This window comes from Mycolicibacterium vaccae NBRC 14118 = CIP 105934, assembly GCF_001552715.1.
In the GTDB taxonomy this organism is placed as follows: Bacteria; Actinomycetota; Actinomycetes; order Mycobacteriales; family Mycobacteriaceae; genus Mycobacterium; species Mycobacterium vaccae.
The window spans coordinates 1-19,295 of record NZ_BCRS01000055.1 but is presented as its reverse complement, the minus strand read 5'-3'; the positions used below and the strand labels follow the sequence as shown (position 1 = coordinate 19,295).

The 19,295-nt window shown below is 70.2% G+C and carries 21 protein-coding genes; 9 read left to right on the top strand and 12 right to left on the bottom strand.

All coding sequences use genetic code 11. The features are described 5' to 3' along the window. Positions 1–8 precede the first annotated feature (8 nt). Positions 9–1,220 (top strand): cytochrome P450, encoded by a 1,212-nt coding sequence (locus MVA01S_RS12650; protein ID WP_003932900.1) that lies wholly within the window; start codon positions 9–11, stop codon positions 1,218–1,220. Next, the gene (locus MVA01S_RS12645) at positions 1,211–1,414 is read left to right on the top strand and encodes a ferredoxin (RefSeq protein ID WP_003932901.1); all 204 of its coding nucleotides are present in this window, start codon (positions 1,211–1,213) and stop codon (positions 1,412–1,414) included. The genes MVA01S_RS12650 and MVA01S_RS12645 overlap by 10 nt, the downstream gene beginning before the upstream one ends. On the opposite strand, the gene MVA01S_RS12640 is transcribed toward MVA01S_RS12645, so the two are convergent. Genes MVA01S_RS12640 through MVA01S_RS12625 form a run of 4 tightly spaced genes read right to left on the bottom strand, consistent with a single transcriptional unit; the run spans position 1,395 to position 5,131 of the window. Then, positions 1,395–2,039 (bottom strand): hypothetical protein, encoded by a 645-nt coding sequence (locus MVA01S_RS12640; RefSeq protein ID WP_040542855.1) that lies wholly within the window; start codon positions 2,037–2,039, stop codon positions 1,395–1,397. The two genes, MVA01S_RS12645 and MVA01S_RS12640, sit on opposite strands and share 20 nt — an antisense overlap. 25 nt (positions 2,040–2,064) lie before the next feature. Further along, positions 2,065–3,168 (bottom strand): GGDEF domain-containing protein, encoded by a 1,104-nt coding sequence (locus tag MVA01S_RS12635; protein WP_003932903.1) that lies wholly within the window; start codon positions 3,166–3,168, stop codon positions 2,065–2,067. Positions 3,169–3,194: 26 nt separating this feature from the next. After that, a complete protein-coding gene (locus MVA01S_RS12630) occupies positions 3,195–3,839 on the bottom strand; it encodes a PaaI family thioesterase (protein WP_003932904.1) in 645 nt (214 codons plus the stop codon). Further along, positions 3,836–5,131 (bottom strand): adenylosuccinate synthase, encoded by a 1,296-nt coding sequence (locus MVA01S_RS12625; RefSeq protein ID WP_003932905.1) that lies wholly within the window; start codon positions 5,129–5,131, stop codon positions 3,836–3,838. The genes MVA01S_RS12630 and MVA01S_RS12625 overlap by 4 nt, the downstream gene beginning before the upstream one ends. A gap of 92 nt (positions 5,132–5,223) precedes the next feature. Between MVA01S_RS12625 and MVA01S_RS12620 the strand changes: the two genes are divergently transcribed. The 3 genes from MVA01S_RS12620 to MVA01S_RS12610 are packed head-to-tail and all read left to right on the top strand — an operon-like array spanning position 5,224 to position 7,541. After that, a complete protein-coding gene (locus MVA01S_RS12620) occupies positions 5,224–5,838 on the top strand; it encodes a hypothetical protein (RefSeq protein ID WP_040542725.1) in 615 nt (204 codons plus the stop codon). 10 nt (positions 5,839–5,848) lie between these two features. Next, positions 5,849–6,601: a site-2 protease family protein gene (locus MVA01S_RS12615; protein WP_003932907.1), complete on the top strand. Its 753-nt coding sequence runs from the start codon at positions 5,849–5,851 to the stop codon at positions 6,599–6,601. 40 nt (positions 6,602–6,641) lie between these two features. After that, complete coding sequence (locus MVA01S_RS12610) at positions 6,642–7,541, top strand: cation diffusion facilitator family transporter (protein ID WP_003932908.1); 900 nt, start codon at positions 6,642–6,644, stop codon at positions 7,539–7,541. Here the strand turns inward: MVA01S_RS12610 and MVA01S_RS12605 are convergent. After that, complete coding sequence (locus MVA01S_RS12605) at positions 7,538–7,954, bottom strand: DUF3151 domain-containing protein (RefSeq protein WP_003932909.1); 417 nt, start codon at positions 7,952–7,954, stop codon at positions 7,538–7,540. The two genes, MVA01S_RS12610 and MVA01S_RS12605, sit on opposite strands and share 4 nt — an antisense overlap. A 63-nt stretch (positions 7,955–8,017) precedes the next feature. Between MVA01S_RS12605 and MVA01S_RS12600 the strand changes: the two genes are divergently transcribed. Further along, positions 8,018–8,806 carry an Rv0361 family membrane protein gene (locus MVA01S_RS12600; protein ID WP_003932910.1) on the top strand — a complete coding sequence of 263 codons (789 nt, stop codon included), beginning with the start codon at positions 8,018–8,020 and terminating at the stop codon, positions 8,804–8,806. Between the two features lie 117 nt (positions 8,807–8,923). Here MVA01S_RS12600 and fbaA read toward each other — a convergent pair whose 3' ends face one another. Next, a complete protein-coding gene (gene fbaA / locus MVA01S_RS12595; protein WP_003932911.1) occupies positions 8,924–9,961 on the bottom strand; it encodes a class II fructose-bisphosphate aldolase in 1,038 nt (345 codons plus the stop codon). A gap of 69 nt (positions 9,962–10,030) precedes the next feature. Further along, positions 10,031–11,044, bottom strand: a complete 1,014-nt coding sequence (locus MVA01S_RS12590; RefSeq protein ID WP_003932912.1) for an alcohol dehydrogenase catalytic domain-containing protein — start codon at positions 11,042–11,044, stop codon at positions 10,031–10,033. Between the two features lie 88 nt (positions 11,045–11,132). Here MVA01S_RS12590 and MVA01S_RS12585 point away from each other — a divergent pair, with 88 nt between their 5' ends. Beyond that, positions 11,133–11,783 (top strand): VTT domain-containing protein, encoded by a 651-nt coding sequence (locus tag MVA01S_RS12585; protein ID WP_081529157.1) that lies wholly within the window; start codon positions 11,133–11,135, stop codon positions 11,781–11,783. Here MVA01S_RS12585 and nhaA read toward each other — a convergent pair. Beyond that, positions 11,780–13,642, bottom strand: a complete 1,863-nt coding sequence (gene nhaA / locus MVA01S_RS12580) for a Na+/H+ antiporter NhaA (RefSeq protein WP_390176161.1) — start codon at positions 13,640–13,642, stop codon at positions 11,780–11,782. The genes MVA01S_RS12585 and nhaA overlap by 4 nt on opposite strands. After that, positions 13,629–14,762, bottom strand: a complete 1,134-nt coding sequence (locus MVA01S_RS12575; protein ID WP_003932915.1) for a glycoside hydrolase family 76 protein — start codon at positions 14,760–14,762, stop codon at positions 13,629–13,631. The genes nhaA and MVA01S_RS12575 overlap by 14 nt, the downstream gene beginning before the upstream one ends. 73 nt (positions 14,763–14,835) lie before the next feature. Here MVA01S_RS12575 and MVA01S_RS12570 point away from each other — a divergent pair, with 73 nt between their 5' ends. After that, positions 14,836–15,375, top strand: coding sequence for a TetR/AcrR family transcriptional regulator (locus MVA01S_RS12570; protein ID WP_060941608.1), 540 nt, complete (start codon positions 14,836–14,838; stop codon positions 15,373–15,375). Beyond that, on the top strand, positions 15,372–16,979 hold the full coding sequence (locus MVA01S_RS12565; RefSeq protein WP_003932917.1) for an MFS transporter: 1,608 nt from the start codon (positions 15,372–15,374) through the stop codon (positions 16,977–16,979). Before MVA01S_RS12570 ends, MVA01S_RS12565 begins: the two co-directional genes overlap by 4 nt. Here MVA01S_RS12565 and MVA01S_RS30435 read toward each other — a convergent pair. Genes MVA01S_RS30435 through MVA01S_RS12545 form a run of 3 tightly spaced genes read right to left on the bottom strand, consistent with a single transcriptional unit; the run spans position 16,872 to position 19,185 of the window. Further along, complete coding sequence (locus tag MVA01S_RS30435; protein WP_003932918.1) at positions 16,872–17,516, bottom strand: TrmH family RNA methyltransferase; 645 nt, start codon at positions 17,514–17,516, stop codon at positions 16,872–16,874. The two genes, MVA01S_RS12565 and MVA01S_RS30435, sit on opposite strands and share 108 nt — an antisense overlap. Then, positions 17,509–18,372, bottom strand: a complete 864-nt coding sequence (locus MVA01S_RS12550) for a hypothetical protein (protein ID WP_003932919.1) — start codon at positions 18,370–18,372, stop codon at positions 17,509–17,511. Before MVA01S_RS12550 ends, MVA01S_RS30435 begins: the two co-directional genes overlap by 8 nt. Before the next feature lie 36 nt (positions 18,373–18,408). Further along, positions 18,409–19,185 (bottom strand): SDR family NAD(P)-dependent oxidoreductase, encoded by a 777-nt coding sequence (locus MVA01S_RS12545; protein ID WP_003932920.1) that lies wholly within the window; start codon positions 19,183–19,185, stop codon positions 18,409–18,411. Between the last annotated feature and the right edge of the window lie 110 nt (positions 19,186–19,295).

The window sequence follows — 19,295 nt, the reverse complement described above, 5'->3', positions numbered from 1 at the left end:
GTCGACAGATGAGCCAGGCCACCGAACCCGCGCTGCCGCCGGTGCACATGCGCCGAGACGGGTTCGATCCGGTGCCCGAGCTGCACGCGATCCGCGAGGCCGACGGCGTACGCACGGTGACCAACGCGTTCGGCATGCCGGTGTACCTGGTCACCCGCTACGAGGACGTCAAGGCCGTGCTGTCGGACCATGCCCGGTTCTCCAACGGCCGCCCGCCCGGCTTCGTGATCCCCGGTGCGCCACCGGTCGACGAGGACGAGCAGGCCCGGGGCCGGGCAGGCAACCTGCTGGGCCTGGACCCGCCCGAACACCAGCGGCTGCGCCGCATGCTCACCGGCGAGTTCACCCACCGGCGGATGACCCGGCTGCGGCCCCGCATCGTCGAGATCGTCGACGCGCAACTGGACGCACTCGCCGCGGCGGGCCCGCCGGCCGATCTGGTCGAGCACTTCGCGCTGCCGATCCCGTCCCTGGTGATCTGCGAGCTGCTCGGGGTGCCCTACGCCGACCGCGACGACTTCCAGCGGCGCAGCGCCCGCCAGCTCGACCTGTCGATCGCGATACCGGAGCGGCTGGAGCTGGTGCGCCAGGGCCGGGACTACATGGGCACCCTGGTCGCCGGTGCGCGGGCGCGTCCCGGTGACGACATCCTCGGCATGCTGGTGCGTGAACACGGCGACGAGCTCACCGACGACGAGCTGATCGGCATCGCCGGCCTGCTGCTGCTGGCCGGCCACGAGACGACGTCGAACATGTTGGCGCTGGGCACACTTGCGCTGTTGCGCCACCCCGCGCAGCTCGCCGCGGTGCGCGACGACCCGGACGCGGTCGCACCGGCGGTGGAGGAGATGCTGCGCTGGCTGTCGATCGTGCACACCGCGATCCCGCGCATCACCACCACCGACGTCGTCCTCGCCGGCGTCGAGATCCCGGCCGGGCGACTGGTGTTCGCGTCCCTGCCGTCGGGCAACCGGGACAGCGCGTTCATCGACGAGCCGGACCGCCTCGACATCAGCCGCGGGGCGCCCGGGCATCTGGCGTTCGGACACGGTGTGCACCACTGCCTGGGCGCTCCGCTGGCCCGGATGGAGATGGCCATCGCGTTCCCGGCACTGCTCCGGCGTTTCCCGACGCTGGCGGCTGCCCGGGACTTCGCCGACGTGCAGTTCCGGTCCTTCCACTTCATCTACGGTGTGAAGTCGTTGGAGGTGTGCTGGTGAGCAAGGTTGTCGCAGACCGCGAGCTGTGCATCCAGGCGGGCAACTGCGTGATGGTGGCCGGTGACATCTTCGACCAGGACGACGAGGGCATGGTGGTGGTCCTCGACGACGAGGTGACCGGCGAGGCCGCCGAGCGCGCCCGCGAGGCGGTCAAGCTGTGCCCGGCGAGCGCCCTCAGTCTGGAAGATCTCTGACCCGACCCCAGACGAGATCTCCGCCGCTCGCCCGCACCAGCAGCAGCACGCTGACGACCAGAACCCAGACCGGGAAGGCGATCGTGGCCCACGGCGACAGGTCACTGCCGACGAGTACGCACAGCGCGACGGCGTAGGTCACCACCACCAGCCAGGCCGGCATCAGCCGGGTGCGCAGCCAGATGGTGGCCAGCGAGATCATGAACACCGCAGCCATCCGCAGCGCGTACGTGTTCGACAGCGAGACCAGCAGCGCCTGACCGAACGTCACCACCTCGGTGTGCGGCCCGCCGGATGCCCTGACCGCGATGATCCCGGCGCCGACCGCCGTGGACGCGAAGATCATCCCCAGAAACATCAGCCCGCTGCCCAGGAACACCGTCGCGAAGAATCTGTCCTCGAACACGCCGAGGCCGTCACGGACCACGCCCAGAAACCACAGGAACGCGATCCCGGCGAACGGCATCAGCACGACCGCGGCCCGCAACTGGTGCTCCGCCTCCGCGTGGGCGGTGCGGATCAGCACCAGGGCGGCCCCGAACAACACCGCGAACAGGACCCCCGCGAAGGCTGCGGCGCGGGGTGTGGTGAGCCGGCGGATGTGGCGGTCGACGGGATGGGTCACCGACACATGCTGACACGGCCGCGGCTCACTCCTGGGCCGGAACCGCGTCGTCGACCGTCACGGTCCGGTTTCCGCCGGCCTGCTTGGCCCGGTACATCGCCGCGTCGGCGCGCTCGATCAGCATGCGGACCACGCCCTCGAGGTCGCCGTGGATGCGGGCGGTGGCCGCCCCGACGCTGACGGTCGGCACCAGCGGGGTGTCGCAGCGCGCGACGAGGTCGTGCAGCGTGGCAGCGACCTCCACGACGACCTGGGGCCCGCCGTCGACGACGATCACGAATTCCTCGCCGCCGGTGCGTGCGGTCGCCGACCGCAGGCCAAGCGCGGCGACCGCCGCCCGGGCCGCGTCGGCCACCGCGACCAGCACCCGGTCGCCGGTGTCGTGACCGTACCGGTCGTTGATGGTCTTGAACTTGTCGATGTCGACCGCCAGCACGCCGACCTGGGTGCCGCCCGTGGCCACCAGATCGGCGAGGTGGGTGTCCAGGCCGCGCCGGTTGTACAGCCGGGTCAGCGGATCGTGCAGCGAGTCCACCGCGTCCATCCGCAGTGCCAGCAGATACGACTGCACGATGACCGGCAACGCGATCACCGTCGGCATCAAAACGAGCAGGCGCACCGTGATCACCGAGACCGGAGCGGTGCCCTGCGCGATCGCGATTCCGTAGGTCACCGCGAACACCGCCGTGGTGAACGCCAGATGCAGCAGCAGGGCACGCGGACCGTGGACGATCACGATGTAGATGCCGTTGGCCGCCAGCAGCGCCAGCCCGGGCATCGCGGTGAACGCGTCCTGATAGCAGGCCATCACCGCCACCACCGCGAGGTCGGCGTACACCGCGAACGCGATCGACTGGCGTTCGGTGGGCCAGGGCCCGAAGATCCAGATCACGCCCAGCACAGCCGAACTCGCCGCGATGGCCAACACCAGCACCCGCCCGCCGACCGAGCCCCCGTCGTAGTAGGCCCACACCACCGACAGCAGTGCGGTCAGCCCGTAGAGCAGCGAGAAGCAGCCGATGAACACCTGGTGCACCCGCAGAAACCCGCGGGTGCGGAAATGTCTTGCTATCCAGTCGAATTCATGCGGCTGGCGCCACCAGACGCGGAGGAACTCCCCTACCCCCATACCGTCCTCCCCCCAGAGGCGTTTGGTTACGGCTGCCCGGGCAGCAGCCTGATCATCAGTCCGTTCGACTCGGCCAGCACGTTGCCGTCGGCGTCGAGGAGCTCGGCGTTGACGAAAGCCTTGCGGCCCTCGGCCTCCCGCAGCCAACCCCGTGCGGTCAGCACGGTGTCCACCGGCGTCACCCTGCGGTAGTCCACGTGCAGGAACGCGGTGCGGCTGATCGGACGGCCGGTCGCATGGATCACCATGCCGAACATCGAGTCGAACAGCAACGGCAGCACCCCGCCGTGCACGGCGTGGTTGCCGCCCACGTGGTAGCGGCTGAAGGTGACCTCCAGTTCGATGCCGTCGGCCTCGAACCTGGTCACCGTCCACGGCGGCATCAGCAGGCTGCCCGCGCCCGGCAGCGACGGCACGCGGTTGGCCGGGCCGACTCCCTCACCGGCCCGGAAGGGCTCCAGCAGCTTGACCAGTTCCTCGACGCGTTCGGCGGCCTCGGTCCAGGTGTCGGGGTCCGGGTTCGCCGACACGGCCAGATCCTGGGCCTGGCGCATCGCGGTGAGGAAGCGCTCGAAACCCGGGCCCGGTGCGGCAGGCTCGAACACCGGGAAGCCGCCGTGCCGGTCGTACTCCGGATCGACCCGGCGCGGATCCAGTCCGTAATCGGTCACCGCTCGGCCAGCACGTCTCGCCGCACGATGGTCTGGTCACGGCCGGGTCCCACTCCGATGCACGACACCGGCGCCCCGGCGAGCTCCTCCAGCCGCAGCACGTAGTCCCGCGCCTTCGCCGGCAGGTCGTCGAACTCCCTGGCCCCGGAGATGTCCTCCCACCAGCCGGGCAGTTCCTCGTAGATCGGCTCGGCGCGCGCGATCTCACTCTGGGTCATCGGCATCTCGTCGGTGCGCTTGCCGTCCACGGTGTAGCCGACGCAGATCGGGACGGTCTCCAGGCTCGACAACACGTCGAGCTTGGTCAGGAAGTAGTCGGTGATGCCGTTGACCCTGGTCGCGTACCGGGCGATCACGGCGTCGAACCAGCCGCAGCGCCGGGCCCGACCGGTCGTCACGCCGACCTCACCGCCGGTCTTGGCCAGGTAGGCGCCGTGCTCGTCGAACAGTTCGGTGGGGAACGGGCCGGAGCCGACGCGGGTCGTGTAGGCCTTCAGGATGCCGAGCACCGTGGTGATCCGGGTCGGCCCGATCCCGGAGCCGACGCACGCTCCGCCGGCGGTCGGATTCGACGACGTGACGAACGGATACGTGCCGTGGTCGACGTCGAGCAGGGTGCCCTGGGAGCCCTCCAGCAGCACGGTCTCACCGCGTTCGAGCGCCACGTTGAGCAGCAGCCGGGCGTCGGCGATGCGGTGCTTGAAGCCCTCGGCCTGCTCCAGCAGGCTCTCGACCACCTCGGCAGGGTCCAGCGCCTTGCGGTTGTAGATCTTGACCAGCACCTGGTTCTTGAAATCCAGTGCGGCCTCGATCTTCTCGGCCAGCAGCACCGGGTCCAGCACGTCGGCGACGCGGATGCCGATGCGCGCGATCTTGTCCTGGTAGCAGGGGCCGATCCCGCGGCCGGTGGTGCCGATCTTCTTGCTGCCGGCGTAGCGCTCCACGACCTTGTCGATCGCGACGTGGTAGGGCATCAGCAGGTTCGCGTCGGCCGAGATCAGCAGCCGCTCGGTGTCGACACCGCGATCCTCCAGGCCCTTGAGCTCGGTGAGCAGCACACCCGGGTCGACGACGACGCCGTTGCCGATCACGTTCGTCACCCCCGGGGTCAGGATTCCCGACGGGATCAGGTGCAGCGCGAAATTCTCGCCCGTCGGTAGCACCACGGTGTGGCCGGCGTTGTTGCCGCCCTGGTAGCGCACCACCCACTGGACCCGCCCACCCAGGAGGTCGGTGGCTTTACCTTTGCCCTCGTCGCCCCATTGGGCGCCGATGAGGACGATTGCCGGCATCGCAGTCCTTCGCGTCTTCCGCTAGTTTTTCACGCTCGAGCTGCGCTCGATACAGTGTGCAGCCGGTGACCCACCCTATCTCAAGGAACACGTTGGACCCGTCAGCAGTCGCGATAGTGCGTGCGGGCACCCACCGCATCCCCCGGTCGCTGCGCGATTTGCCCGTCCTCGATCCCGCCGCCGGCGATGCCGGGGCCGCCGATCTGACCGGCTACCGGCGGCTGATCGTGCTCGGCACGGAGCGGGACCTGGCGCGGGTGCTGACCCGGCTGTTACGCGCCGACCGGCTCGACGTCGAGGTCGCCCATGTGCGACGTCCGTGGCAGGCCCGGCGCGCCCGGACGGCCGCCGCGGTCCGGGTTCCGCTGATCCGCGACGAGACCGGCACCGTCATCGCCGGCGCCGCGCACTGGGCGCCCCCGGACGGGCAGCGCACCGTCCACGGCGAGGCCGTCGTCGACGACGTGCAGCTCTTCGACGGCGACGTTCCCGGTGTGCGCATCGAGCCGATCGCCGTGATGCCCGGACTGCGGGCCCGGGTGCAGGCGGGCCGGTTGCGCCGCTCCCGCTGGGTCAGCGGTCGAGCCGTGCAGCTCGGCACCACCGGCGCGATCGTGGTGCGCGACGGCGTGGCCACCGCCCGGCCGGCCCGGCGCTCCACGTTCTACCGGCACACCGAGGGCTGGCTGCGGGTGGCGGGCAAATAGGCTCGTCCGGGTGCGGCCCAGCCCGATCTTCCTCGCCGTGGTGGCGGCCACCGCGGCCGGCGGCGCGCTGGCCTGGGCGTCAGCCGGGCAGATCCGGCCGCTGGCCTACCTCGGGGTGTTCGTGTTCGTCATCGCGGGCTGGCTGGTGTCGCTGTGCCTGCACGAGTTCGGCCACGCGTACTCGGCGTACCGGTTCGGCGACCGCGACGTCGCCGCGCGCGGCTATCTCACGCTCAACCCGCTGAAGTACTCGCATCCGCTCCTGTCGCTGGGTCTGCCGGTGCTGTTCATCGCGCTCGGCGGGATCGGGCTGCCCGGCGGTGCGGTCTACCTGCAGACCGCGCAGCTGACCGACCGGCAGAAGACGCTGGTCAGCCTCGCCGGGCCCGCGGTCAACCTGGTGTTCGCGGTGCTGCTGCTCGGCCTGACCCGGGCGCTGTACGACAGCGCACACTCGGTGTTCTGGTCCGGTGTCGCGTTCCTGGGCTTCCTGCAGGTCACCGCACTGCTGCTGAACATGCTGCCGATCCCGGGGCTGGACGGCTACGGCGCGCTGGAACCGCATCTGAGCGCCGACACCCGGCGGGCCCTGCTCCCGGCCAAGCAGTGGGGGTTCTTCCTGCTGCTGATCCTGCTGATCGCGCCGCCGCTGAACCAGTGGTTCTTCGGCGCCGTGTACTGGCTGTTCGACCTGTCCGGGGTGCCGCCGACGCTGTCGGCGATCGGCGGCCAGCTGACCCGGTTCTGGTCGGCCTGGGGCTGAGCCTTGTCACATATGCGATATTGCGCATATATTGCACCGCATGGGCGCCGGACACGATCACAGCCACGGCGGTGACACCAAGGTCTCCCGGATGGTGCTCGGGGCGGCCATCCTCACGATCTTCTTCGTCGTCGAGCTGACCACGGCGCTCGCGATCAACTCGATCGCGCTGCTGGCCGACGCCGGCCACATGCTGACCGACCTGGTCGCGATGTTCATGGGCCTGACCGCCGTGGTGCTGGCCCGACGGGGCAGCACGTCACCGTCGCGGACCTACGGCTGGCACCGCGCCGAGGTGTTCACCGCGGTCGCCAACGCCGCACTGCTGATCGGGGTGGCCGGGTTCATCCTCTACGAGGCCTTCGAGCGGCTCGGCGACGCGCCGGAGGTCCCGGGCGTGCCGCTGATCGTCGTCGCCCTGGCCGGCCTGCTCGCCAACGCCCTGGTGGTGTTGCTGCTGCGTTCGCACTCCAAGGAGAGCCTGGCGGTCAAGGGCGCCTACATGGAGGTCGTCGCCGACACCCTGGGCAGTATCGGGGTGCTGATCGCCGGCATCGTCACCGTCACCACCGGATGGCCCTACGCCGACGTCGTGGTCGCGGTGCTGGTCGCGCTGTGGGTGCTGCCCCGGGCCATCTCGCTGGCCCGGTCGGCGCTGCGGATCCTGTCCGAGTCCTCACCGAGCCACATCGACGTCGAGGAACTGCGCGCCGCGCTGGGCGCGGTGGACGGTGTCACCGAAGTCCACGATCTGCACGTGTGGACCCTGGTGCCGGGCAAGGACATGGTCACCGCGCATCTGACCAGCGACCGCCACTCCGCGCAGATCCTCGACGACGCGCGGGCGGTGCTGGCCGCGCGCGGCCTCGCCCACTCCACGGTGCAGATCGAGCCGCCCGACACCGCCGCCGACTGCGACTGCGAGAGCCAGAAGCGCTAGCCGAGCCCGAGTTCGGCGCGCGCGGCCGGATCGCAGTCGTCGAGCAGGTCCAGGCAGCGCTGGTACTCGGGCTCCTCGCCGATCGCCTGCGCCGCGCGGGCCAGCGCCGCGACGCAGCGCAGGAACCCCCGGTTGGGCTCGTGGGCGAAGGGCACGGGGCCGAAGCCCTTCCAGCCGTTGCGCCGCAACGAATCAAGACCGCGGTGGTACCCGGTGCGCGCGTAGGCGTATGCGGTGACGGCCTGGTCGTCGTCGAGCGCCCGCTCGGCGAGCACCGCCCAGGCGATCGACGCCGCGGGGTGGGCCGCGGCGACCAGCGAGGGGTTCTCCGCCGCGTCGAGTTCGGCTTCCGCGGCGGGGTCGCCGGGCAGCAGCACAGGGTCCGGTCCGAGAAGGTCACCCATCCGAGTCATGGGCACCATTGTGCCGTGCCGGGCGCGCGCGGCCGTCACCGCGGATGGCTAAGCTTCCGCGGTATGTCGAACCCCACAGGGCCGGACGATTCGGACCGGGAACCCACCTCCGCCGAAGCCGAGACCGAGGCGCTGCGGGGATCCAACCCCGAGCACGAGCCGGCGACCGAGGTGTTCGCCCCCGCCGAGCAGTCCGGCGAGGACCCCGACCAGGCCGGCGAGCGGCGGTTCACCGCGCCGTCCGGCTTCGACGCCGGCTCCACGACGATCATCGACCGGCCGACCGACCCGGTGACCGAGCAGTTCCCGGTGGGCGACGCGGGCGCCCCGACCGAGAACTTCGCGGTGCAGAAACCTGTTGCGCCACAGGTCATCCCGCCCCGGGGCGAGGCACCCAAGCCGCCGACGGCCAAGCGCAACTGGGGTTGGGTGATCGCCATCGTGCTGGTGATCGGCGCTCTGGTCGCCGTAGCGATCCTGGGCACGGTGCTGCTGACCCGCGGGTCTGCTCCCGGCGCCTCACAGGAGGACATGGTCCGGGCCACGATCCAGAACTACGACGCCGCGATCGAGAAGGGTGACCTCGCGACGCTGCGCAGCATCACGTGCGGCACCACCGCCGAGGCCTACAACAACCTCGACGACAAGCGCTGGTCCGAGACGCACCGGCGCGTCGCCGAGGCCGGCCGCTATCCCGTCGTGGCGAGCATCGACCAGATCGTCGTCAACGGCGACCACGCCGAGGCCAACGTCACCACGTTCATGGCCTACGCACCGCAGACCCGTTCCACGCGGAGCTTCGATCTGCAGTTCCGCGACGACGAGTGGAAGGTCTGCCAGGCCCCCACCTGACCGGTCCCGGCCGCGGCCAGCCGACCGACACGCTGCGCCCCACCAGCCACACATATCCACCTTTTGCCGCGAGTCACTCGCACTTCCTCTGCAAAAAGCGGATATCTGTGACTCGACTCAGCCGACCGACACGCTGCGGCCCGCGCTGTGCAGGTCGTTGCACGCCTCCACGACCCGCTCGCTCATGCCCGCCTCGGCCTTCTTGAAGTAGCTGCGCGGGTCGTAGACCTTCTTGTTGCCGACCTCGCCGTCCACCTTCAGCACACCGTCGTAGTTGCTGAACATGTGCCCGACGATCGGGCGGGTGAACGCGTACTGGGTGTCGGTGTCGACGTTCATCTTGACCACGCCGTAGCGCAGCGCATCCTCGATCTCGGACTTCAGCGAGCCCGAACCGCCGTGGAAGACGAAGTCGAACGGCTTGGCGTCCTCGGGCAGACCCAGCTTGGCCGACGCGACGCGCTGCCCCTCGGCGAGCACCTCGGGCTTGAGTTTGACGTTGCCCGGCTTGTAGACACCGTGCACGTTGCCGAACGTCGCGGCCAGCAGATACTTGCCGTGTTCGCCGACACCCAGGGCGTCGACGGTCTTCTCGAAGTCCTCCGGCGTGGTGTAGAGCTTCTCGTTGATCTCGGCCTCGACCCCGTCCTCCTCGCCGCCCACGACGCCGATCTCGATCTCCAGGATGATCTTGGCGGCCGCGGCCTGCTTGAGCAGTTCCTGCGCGATCGCGAGATTCTCGTCGATCGGCACCGCCGAGCCGTCCCACATGTGCGACTGGAACAGCGGGTTGCCGCCCGCGCGCACGCGCTCCGAGGAGATCTCGAGCAGCGGACGCACATAGGTGTCCAGCTTGTCCTTCGGGCAGTGATCGGTGTGCAGCGCGACGGTGATCGGGTACCTGGCGGCGATCACGTGCGCGAACTCGGCCAGCGCCACCGCGCCGGTGACCATGTCCTTGACACCCAGGCCGGACGCGAATTCCGCGCCGCCCGTGGAGAATTGGATGATGCCGTCGGATCCGGCGTCGGCGAATCCCTTGATTGCGGCGTTGACGCTCTCGGAGCCGACGCAGTTGATCGCCGGGAACGCGAACGAATGCTCCTTGGCGCGGGCCAGCATCTCGGCATAGACCTCAGGCGTGGCGATGGGCATGGCGTTTCCTCTCGGCGGGCGTTGACGGAATTGTCTCAAGAACGGGGGCGTCTCAAGAACGGGGGCGTCTCACACGGTCAGAACCATCCGGTAGCGGGCGCGGCCGGTGTCCATCGCCTCGTAGGCCTGCGCCGCCTCGGCCAGCGGCATCTCCTCGACCTTGGCGCGCACCCCGGACAGCAGCGCGAAGTGCAACGTCTCCTCGACGTCGCGCGCGGTGCCCGACGGGTGCCCGGTCACCGAGCGGCCGGCGTTGATCAGATCGATGGGGCTGATCGGCAGGTTGTCGCCGGTGACGCCGACGACGACGAGTTCACCGGCCGGCCCGAGGCCGCCGACGGTGGCGGCCATCGCGTCGGCGTTGTTGGCCGTGGCCAGCACGACGGCCGCGCCGCCGAGCCTGGTCAGTTCCGCGGCGACGTCCTGCGCGGTCGAGTCGATGTAGTGGTGGGCGCCGAGCTGGGTGGCCTCCTCGGCCTTGCCCGCACCACGGGCGATCGCGACGGTCTCGAAGCCCATCGCTCGCGACCACTGCACGCCGAGATGGCCCAGCCCGCCGACACCGAGGATCGCGACCAGGTCGCCGGCCTTGGCCCGTGTCTGGCGCAGCCCGTTGAACGTCGTCACGCCCGCGCAGCCCATCGGTGCGGCCTCGACGAACGACAACCCGTCCGGGATCCGGGCCAGCGCGGTCGCCGGGACCGTCACCGACTCCGCGTAACCGCCCGGGTACTGCCAGCTCGGCACCTGCATCCGCTCGCACTGCATGAACAGGCCCCGGCGGCACGGCACACAGCGGTTGCAGTTGCCGCCGAACCAGCCGACCGCCACCCGGTCCCCCACGGCGAAGTCCTCGACGCCGTCGCCGAGCTCGGCCACCGTTCCGGCGATCTCATGTCCGAGGGTCAGCGGCCACTGCAGACCGGGAAAGTGGCCCGCCCGGAACTCGCGGTCCGTGCCGCAGACGCCGCAGGCCGCGACGTCGATGCGGACGTGGCCGGGCAGCGGGGGCTGCGTGTCGACCTCGACGACGGTGAGCTCATCGTTGACGGATGCGATCTGTACCGCCTTGTGAGTGGGCATAACAGACCCTAAGCCGCTCGCGGCGTTTCGGGGGGACGATCGCGCGCCGGTACCCTAGGGAGCCGTGGTCGTCGACACTCTTGCCCTGATGCCGGGTTTTCTTGAGCCGGTCACCCTGCTCAACTCGTTCGGAACCTGGACACTCGCCGGGCTGCTGCTCGTCGTCTTCATCGAATCGGGCCTGCTGTTCCCGCTGTTGCCCGGTGACTCGCTGCTGTTCACCGCGGGTCTGGTGGCCGCCGGCGGCTCCGAGGAGGTCCCGCCGTTCGCACCACTGTGGGTGCTGATGCTCACCATCCCGATCGCGGCGATCCTCGGTGACCAGGTCGGGTACAACATCGGCAAGCAGGGCGGCACCCGCCTGTTCAAAGAGGACGCACGGCTGTTCAAGCAGCGCTACCTCGACGAAGCCCACGAGTTCTTCGAGAAGTACGGTCCGATCACGATCTTCCTGGCGCGGTTCGTGCCGATCGTGCGCACCTACGCGCCGCTGGTGGCGGGCGCCGCGGACATGCGGTACCGGACGTTCCTGATGTGGAACGTCACCGGCGGCATCGTCTGGGGCGCGGGCCTGACCCTGCTCGGCTACCTGCTCGGCCAGATCTCGTTCATCCGCGAGCACGTCGACATCATCTTCATCATCATCGTCGTGGTGTCGGTCATCCCGATCGTGCTCGAGGTGACACGCCGGTCCCGCAGCAGCAAGAACGGCGACCCGACCGCCGAGCCGACGCCCTAGCGCCGGCCCGCCCGCGCGGCTTCCAGCGACCGGATCAGGCTCGCCGCGTCCCACGGCCCCCGGTGACGGATGCCGTTGACGAACAGCGTCGGCGTGGAGTTGAGGTCCATCGCCTCGGCGTCCTCGGCGTCGTCCTCGACCCGGTGCAGGACCTTCGACGAGTGCACCCGCACGTCATTGTCGAACTGCTCGATGTCGCAGCCCGCCGCCACCGCGTAGCGGTAGATGTCCGACCACTCCAGGTCGTCCTGATGGTCGAACAGTTCGTGCGCCATCTCCCAGAACCGGCCCTGCAGCGCGGCGGCCTCGCAGGCGCGGGCGGCGTCGAATGCGCGCGGGTGGGCGCGCTCGAGCGGGAAGTGCCGCCACACGTAGAGCAGGTCGTCGCCGAAATGGCTGCGCACCTCGTCGATCATCCCGGTGGCGCGGCTGCAGAACGGGCATTCGAAGTCGCCGTACTCGACCAGGGTCAGCGGCGCGTCGACGCGGCCACGCGTGTGGTCGCGGGCGGGGTCGACCGGGCGCAGCAGCTTGAGCCCGACGGGTTCGGGCGGGCTGAGCCAGTCGGTGATCCGGAAGATGGCCCAGCCGAGGGTGAACGCGATCGCCGAGGCCGCCAGCACGCCGATCCGCGCCTGATCCTGCCGGTCCGGGTCGTCGATCGCGATGTCGACGATGAACAGCGAGATCGTGAACCCGATGCCCGACAGCGCCGCGCCGCCGGCGATCCTGCGCAAGCTCAGGCCCGGCGCCAGCTCGCCGAGGCCGGTGCGGCGGACCAGCCACGTGGCACCGGTGATCCCGACGAACTTGCCCACCACCAGACCGGCGATGATGCCCCAGGTCAGCGGCGACCGCACGGCCGTCGACAGACTGTGCGCGTCGAGAACCACGCCGGCGTTGACCAGCGCGAACAGCGGCAGGATCACGAACGACACCGCCGGGCCGACCGCGGTCTGCATGCGCTCGTTGATCGAGATGGACTCCCGCAGGGAGCGGCTCGCGGCGCGCGCGTACTGGGAGTTCGGCGACTGCCGGAACACCCGGATCTGCTCGACGGCTCGCTCCACCGGGGCGCGTTCCGGGGTGAACACCGGGATCAGCACCGCGACGGCCACACCGGCGAGGGTGGGGTGGATCCCGGCCAGGTACAACGCGATCCACAGCGCGATGCCCAGCACCGCGTAGGCCGGGCCGCGCGCGGCGGGCAGGTAGCGCACGAGGGCGAGCGCGACCAGCAGCACCAGCGCGGTCAGCAGCGGTCCGACCTGGATGCTGTCGGAGTAGAACACCGCGATCACGATGAGCGCCCCGACGTCGTCGACGACCGCGAGCGTGAGCAGGAACAGCCGCAGGCGAGCCGGGAACATCGGCTTGATCACCGCCAGCGCGCCGACCAGGAACGCGGTGTCGGTCGAGATCACCACACCCCAGGCGTGTGCGTTCTCCCCCGACGGGTTGAAAGCCAGGAACACCACGGCGGGCAGGATGAGCCCGGCAGCAGCGGCGATGACGGGCACCGCGGCCCGCGACCGGTCGGTGAGCTCGCCGATGGTGAACTCGCGGGTGACCTCCAGGCCGACGATGAAGAAGAAGAACGTCATCAGCGCGTCGTTGACGACGTGCTTGACGGTCATCTCGACGTGGTGGTCGCCGACACCGAACTCGATCGGGATGTCGAGTAGGGCCCAATAGGTCTGCGCCCAAGGCGAATTCGCCCACACGATCGCAATGACGGTGAACGTCAGCAACAGCGCTGCGGCGGTGTTGTCGGTGGTCCGGGTGGCGCGGCTGCCTCGGCTCAGGCGCGAGGGCAGCAAGGGGAACCCGCGCTGCTGCGCGGCTTCAGTCACTGTCACCTGCGGTCACAACATGCGCCGCCTCCAGAACCATCCATCCGGCCAGCTGCACCGACAGGTCGCGTTCGGGGATCTGCGACGAGTTGACCGCCCCGTCCACGGACTGCGCGTCCGCGGTGCCTGCGGTCGGCAGCTCGGCCGGGCGGTCCCAGAACGCCGGGAACAACGGCAGATCGTCGGTCTCTCTGCCGGTCTGCCGGTTGTCCCACACCGACCGGGCCGAGGCGAGCACCAGCCCGGCGGCGGTGTCGCGCGCTGAGACGTCGGCCTCGGAATCCCCCGGCAGGGTGGTCGCCACCAACGCCAGATACCGGGCCAGGATCCCGTTGAACAGTCCGCCGTCGCCGCCGCCGGCCCCCTTGATCACCCCGTCGGGGGCCATGTGCTCGGCCACCGCGGCCACCAGCCGGTGCACCCGTGCGGAATGCCGGTCGTCCCGGGTACGGGCCGCGAGTTCGGTTTCCACGCCCAGCACCACGCCCTGGCAGTAGGTGTACTGCGCGCGCACCAGCGACCCGCCCTTGATGCCGTCGAAGACCAGGTGGGTCTCCGGATCGATGAGGGTCTCGTCGATCCAGTCGGCCATCTGCTGGGCCCGCCGCAGAGGTTCGCCCAGAGACGACAGGTAGCGGGCCAGGAAGATCGCCGCCGGACCGTTGGCGGGCGCGTTGAAGAACTGATCCTGTTTGCGCCACGGGATGCCACCGCCGTCCTCGGGCACCCAGGAGTTGAGGAACTGGTCGGCGAGCGTCTTCAGCGCCTTGGGCCTACGCACCCCCGCCAGCCGGTCCGCGCGCTCCAGCGCCAGCGCCAGCCACGCCATGTCGTCGTAGTAGTCGTTGGTCCACCGGCCGAGGTTGCGCAGTCGCTGGCCGCGGATCTGGCGGGCGATCGCGGTGAGCCGTTCCGGATTCGGATCGCGCACCTGCGCGTCGACCAGGTTGTCCAGCAGGTGCGCCTGCCACCAGTAGTGCCAGGTACCGAATCGGCGGTGCTGCGCCGCTGCCGGCCATGCGACCACCCCGAGCTGGGTGCCCGGCAGACCCCAGAGCCGTCGGAGGTGCCGGGCCGAGATCGCGGCTTCGGCGCTGGCCGCGCGGTTGGCCCACAACTGATCCATGCGCTCGATCCTGCCCTAATGACCACCCGGACACCATGAGACAAATTTGTCTCAGATGAGCTATTATCGTCGCATGTCTGCCACCCGTGAAGAGTTGCTGCGGGCGGCCGCGGATTTCCTCGGCCGCCGGCCGAACGCCACCCAGGACGAGATCGCCGCCGCCGTCGGCGTGAGTCGCGCGACCCTGCACCGGCACTTCGCCGGCCGGGTCGCGCTGATGACGGCGCTGGAGGAACTCGCGATCGCCGAGATGGGCAGGGCGCTCGACACCGTCCGGTTGCACGAGGGTTCGGCCACCGACGCGCTGCGCCGGCTGGTCTCCGCGTGCGAGCCGGTGTCGCCGTACCTGGCCCTGCTCTACAACCAGAGCCAGGAGATCGACATGGACACCACGCTCGAGGCGTGGCAGACGATCGACGGGGAGATCACCGCACTGTTCGAGCGCGGCCAGCGGTCCGGGGAGTTCCGCCCCGAACTGACCGCGGCGTGGCTCACCGAAGCGTTCTACAGCCTGATCGGCGGCACCGCGTGGTCGATCCAGGCCGGCCGTGCCGCAGCCCGTGACTTCGACCGGCTCATCATCGGCCTGCTGCTCAACGGGGTGACCGCGTGACCCGCCGCTGGTTGGCCCTGGGCGTTCTGACACTCGCGGTGCTGCTGATCGGCATCGACGGCACCGTGCTCGCACTGGCGACCCCGTTCATCAGCGTCGACCTCGGCACCACCGCCACCGAGATCCTGTGGATCGGCGACATCTACTCGTTCGTGCTCGCCGCGCTGCTCGTCACCATGGGCAGCCTCGGCGATCGCGTGGGGCATCGCAAGTTGCTGCTTTGCGGTGCAACAGCTTTCGCCGCCATCTCGGCCCTCACCGCGTATTCGACGTCGCCGGAGATGCTGATCGGCACCCGGGCACTGCTCGGGATGGCCGGCGCAACACTGGCCCCGGCGACCCTGGCGTTGATCCGCGGCCTGTTCCCCGACCAGCGCGAGCGCAGCATCGCCGTCGGCATCTGGGCCTCGGCGTTCTCCGCGGGCGCCGCACTCGGCCCGGTGGTCGGCGGCGTTCTGCTGGAACACTTCTGGTGGGGTTCGGTCTTCCTGATCAACGTCCCCGTCATGGTCGTCCTGCTCGTCGCCGGGGTGCTGCTGCTGCCCGAACACCGCAATCCCGACCCCGGACCGTGGGACCTGCCCAGCGTGGCGCTGTCGATGGTCGGCATGCTCGGCGTGGTCTACGCGCTCAAGGAGGGCTTCGCCGGGATCTCGCACGGTATCGGCGTCGATGTCGTGATCGCCGCACTCGCCGGCGCCGCGGCGCTGACTCTGTTCGTGCGCCGCCAATTGCGGCTGCCCGCACCGCTGATCGACGTCCGGCTGTTCGCCAACCCGCGGTTCTCCGGCGTGGTGGGCGCGAACCTGCTCTCGGTGCTCGGCCTGTCCGGGCTGGTGTTCTTCCTGTCCCAGTACTTCCAGCTCGTGCACGGGTACGGTCCGCTGAAGGCAGGGCTGGCCGAACTGCCCGCCGCGGTGACCGCCACGGTGTTCGGTGTGCTGGCCGGGGTGGCCGTGCGCCACTTCTCGCACCGCTCCGTGCTGACCGCGGGCCTCGCGCTGGTCGGCGTCGCGATGGCCGCGCTGACCACCTCGCTGCTGGTGTTCACCCCGATCACGCCGTACCTACCGCTGGGCATCACGCTGTTCGTGGTCGGCGTCGGTCTCGGCCTGGCGTTCACTGTGGCCAGCGACGTGATCCTGGCCAGCGTGCCCAGGGAGCGGGCCGGCGCGGCGGCCGCGGTCTCGGAGACGGCCTACGAACTGGGCGCGGCGCTGGGCATCGCGATGCTCGGCTCGATCATCACCGCCGTGTACCGCACGCTCATCCTGGCGCCGCAACTGCCGGCCGTGGTGGCCGACCAGGCCAGGGACTCGCTGCCCGGCGCGATCCGCGCCGCGGACGCACTCCCGCCGGATCAGCAGGGCGCACTGCTCGATGCGGCCAGGACGTCGTTCACCCACGGGCTGGCGACCGCGTCGGCGGTCGGAGCGGTGCTGCTGCTCACCGCCTCGTTCGCGGTGTGGTGGCTGCTGCGGCCGGCCCGGTGGGACTCACCAGGCGCGGTCGAGGTCGGCGTGCCGGCGGATCCAGGCGTGCATGGCGATACCGGCCGCGACGCCCGCGTTGATGCTGCGCGTGGACCCGAACTGGGCGATTGAGACAGTCAGCGGCGCACCGGCTTTCGCGTCATCGGTGATGCCGGGGCCTTCCTGGCCGAAGATCAGCAGGCAGTTCCGAGGCAGGTCGGCCTCCTCGATGCGCGCCGCACCGGGGACGTTGTCGACGGCGACGACCGCCAACCCGGCCTCGGCGGCGAACTCGAGAAGTTCGGCGGTGGTGTCGTGGTGGCGCAACCGCTGATAGCGGTCGGTCACCATGGCGCCACGCCGATTCCACCGGCGCCTGCCGACGATGTGCACGGTGTCCACCGCGAACGCGTTGGCCGTGCGCACCACCGAGCCGATGTTGGCGTCGTTGCCGAAGTTCTCGATCGCGATGTGCAGCGGGTGCCTGCGGACGTCGATGTCGGCGATGATCGCCTCGCGTGTCCAGTACCGGTAGGCGTCTACGACATTGCGGGAGTCGCCGTCGCGCAACAGTTCCGGGTCGTAGCGCGGGTCGTCGGGCAGTGGGCCCTGCCACGGCCCGACGCCTGGCCCCTCACCCCACTCGGTCGGGCCGGGCCGATCAGTCATCGGTGGTCCACAGCGCCGCATGTGTGCCGATCAGCGACACCGTGGCATACAGCAGCGCCGCGTTGATCTCGCCCTGGGTGCACAGCGACACATTGGCCTGCACGCTGTCGCGGGACGCGTCGGGCAGCACGAGCACCGAGGATCCGTAAACCCCGCAGGCGTGGCTGAGCCCCTTGCCGGGCAGGGTGGGTGCGGTGAGGACCATCATCGGGCCGCCGCGCTGCGCCGAGTCGTCGCGGTAACGCGCTGCGAGGCCGGTGATTTCGAGCCCCAGCAGCATGTAGCCGTCGCCCTTGAACGCCGCCGGGTCGCCCAGTGCGGTGGGATCGAGCATGGCGCCGTCGGCGCGGAACGCGTCGACGCTGGTGGTCTTCAGCGTCAACCCGGTGTCGGTGCCGGTGGTCGCGGGCAACCCGACCGGGAACGCGGCGGGATAGGCGACCGTGGTCCCGGGCATGCGGTCACGCGGCGAGTACACGTACACCCCGCGCACCTGGGACCGGTCGCGCAGCGGGCCCAGGCAGACCGTCCCGGTCAGCCGGTCCGGCGTCGGCGCCGTCGCCGGCCGGAGGTCGAGGCTGGTGACGTCGTCGCAGCTGCCGATCGCGTTCGCCTCGATGGGGTGGGCCAGCGCGCCGTACAGCCCGAACCGGATGTCCTCGGCCGCGGCGTGCGGCTCACCCTCGCTCGCCGGTGACGCCTCGACGTCGACCAGGACCTTCTCGTCGTCGAACCGCAGGTTGGCCACCGACATGTTCCAGCCCAGGGCGGCCAGCGATTCGCCGATCGTCGCGGTGGCCGCAGAGAAGACATCCGCGCGGCCCTGCGCCTCCGAACATGAGGTGGCGGCAAGCATGATCGCCGCCAGTATCGCAATTATCCGCACCGGTTCTCAGGTCCGCCCGCGGCCCTTGCCGACCACTTTTGTCAACGCCCGCACCAGGTTCCGCGGCACCACCCGGCTTCCGGTGGTGATCGCCTTGTACTGCAGCCCGGGGACGATCACCACTTTCCCCTTGGCGATGTCGGCCATCGTCTCGCGGACCACGTCGTCGACTTCCAGCCACAGCAGCGACGAGGTGCCCGCCATGTCGATGCCCGCGCGCTCGTGGAACTCGGTGTGCACGAAGCCGGGGCACAGCGCGTACACGCCGACCCCGGTGCCGCCGAGACCGTTGGCCAGCCCCTCGGAGAACGACACCACCCACGCCTTGGACGCCGAATAGGTCGACCCGCGGCCGGGCAGCAGACCGGCCACCGACGCGACGTTGAGCACCGTGCCCGACCCGGCGGCCAGCATCGAGGGCAGCGCGGCGTGGGTGAGCTGCATGACGGCGGTGACGTTGACGTCGAGCTGGGACTGCAGCAGCGCGTAGTCGGCGGTCCAGAACTCCCCGGACGTGCCGAAGCCCGCGTTGTTGACCAGGACGTCGACCCCGGCCCGCAGGCGCTCGGCTACGACAGCGCGGTCGGCGGCCTCGGCGAGGTCGGCGCGCAGCTCCTCCACCCGCGCTCCGGCCTCGTCGCGCAGTTCCGCGGCAAGGCGTTCCAGCCGTGCGGCGTCCCGGGCGACCAGCACCAGGTCGTACCCGTCAGCGGCGTACCGCCGCGCGAAACCCTCACCGAGCCCGGACGTCGGTCCGGTGATCAGGGCGACGGGGCGGGACATGCCCAGAGAATACTTATCGCTGATAGTTCGGCGACTGCCGGCCGTTACGCGGCGGCGGAGGCGGCGGGTTGCGGCGCTGCTGATCCGGCCGACCCGCGTCGGGCCGGGGC

Coding starts and splice junctions, on each gene's coding strand:
- MVA01S_RS12650 (WP_003932900.1), top strand. CDS start 9: ATGAGCCAGGCCACCGAACCCGCGCTGCCGCCGGTGCACATGCGCCGA.
- MVA01S_RS12635 (WP_003932903.1), bottom strand. CDS start 3,168: ATGGGGGTAGGGGAGTTCCTCCGCGTCTGGTGGCGCCAGCCGCATGAA.
- MVA01S_RS12625 (WP_003932905.1), bottom strand. CDS start 5,131: ATGCCGGCAATCGTCCTCATCGGCGCCCAATGGGGCGACGAGGGCAAA.
- MVA01S_RS12610 (WP_003932908.1), top strand. CDS start 6,642: ATGGGCGCCGGACACGATCACAGCCACGGCGGTGACACCAAGGTCTCC.
- MVA01S_RS12605 (WP_003932909.1), bottom strand. CDS start 7,954: ATGACTCGGATGGGTGACCTTCTCGGACCGGACCCTGTGCTGCTGCCC.
- MVA01S_RS12600 (WP_003932910.1), top strand. CDS start 8,018: ATGTCGAACCCCACAGGGCCGGACGATTCGGACCGGGAACCCACCTCC.
- fbaA (WP_003932911.1), bottom strand. CDS start 9,961: ATGCCCATCGCCACGCCTGAGGTCTATGCCGAGATGCTGGCCCGCGCC.
- MVA01S_RS12590 (WP_003932912.1), bottom strand. CDS start 11,044: ATGCCCACTCACAAGGCGGTACAGATCGCATCCGTCAACGATGAGCTC.
- MVA01S_RS12585 (WP_081529157.1), top strand. CDS start 11,133: ATGCCGGGTTTTCTTGAGCCGGTCACCCTGCTCAACTCGTTCGGAACC.
- MVA01S_RS12575 (WP_003932915.1), bottom strand. CDS start 14,762: ATGGATCAGTTGTGGGCCAACCGCGCGGCCAGCGCCGAAGCCGCGATC.
- MVA01S_RS12570 (WP_060941608.1), top strand. CDS start 14,836: ATGTCTGCCACCCGTGAAGAGTTGCTGCGGGCGGCCGCGGATTTCCTC.
- MVA01S_RS30435 (WP_003932918.1), bottom strand. CDS start 17,516: ATGACTGATCGGCCCGGCCCGACCGAGTGGGGTGAGGGGCCAGGCGTC.
- MVA01S_RS12550 (WP_003932919.1), bottom strand. CDS start 18,372: ATGCTTGCCGCCACCTCATGTTCGGAGGCGCAGGGCCGCGCGGATGTC.
- MVA01S_RS12545 (WP_003932920.1), bottom strand. CDS start 19,185: ATGTCCCGCCCCGTCGCCCTGATCACCGGACCGACGTCCGGGCTCGGT.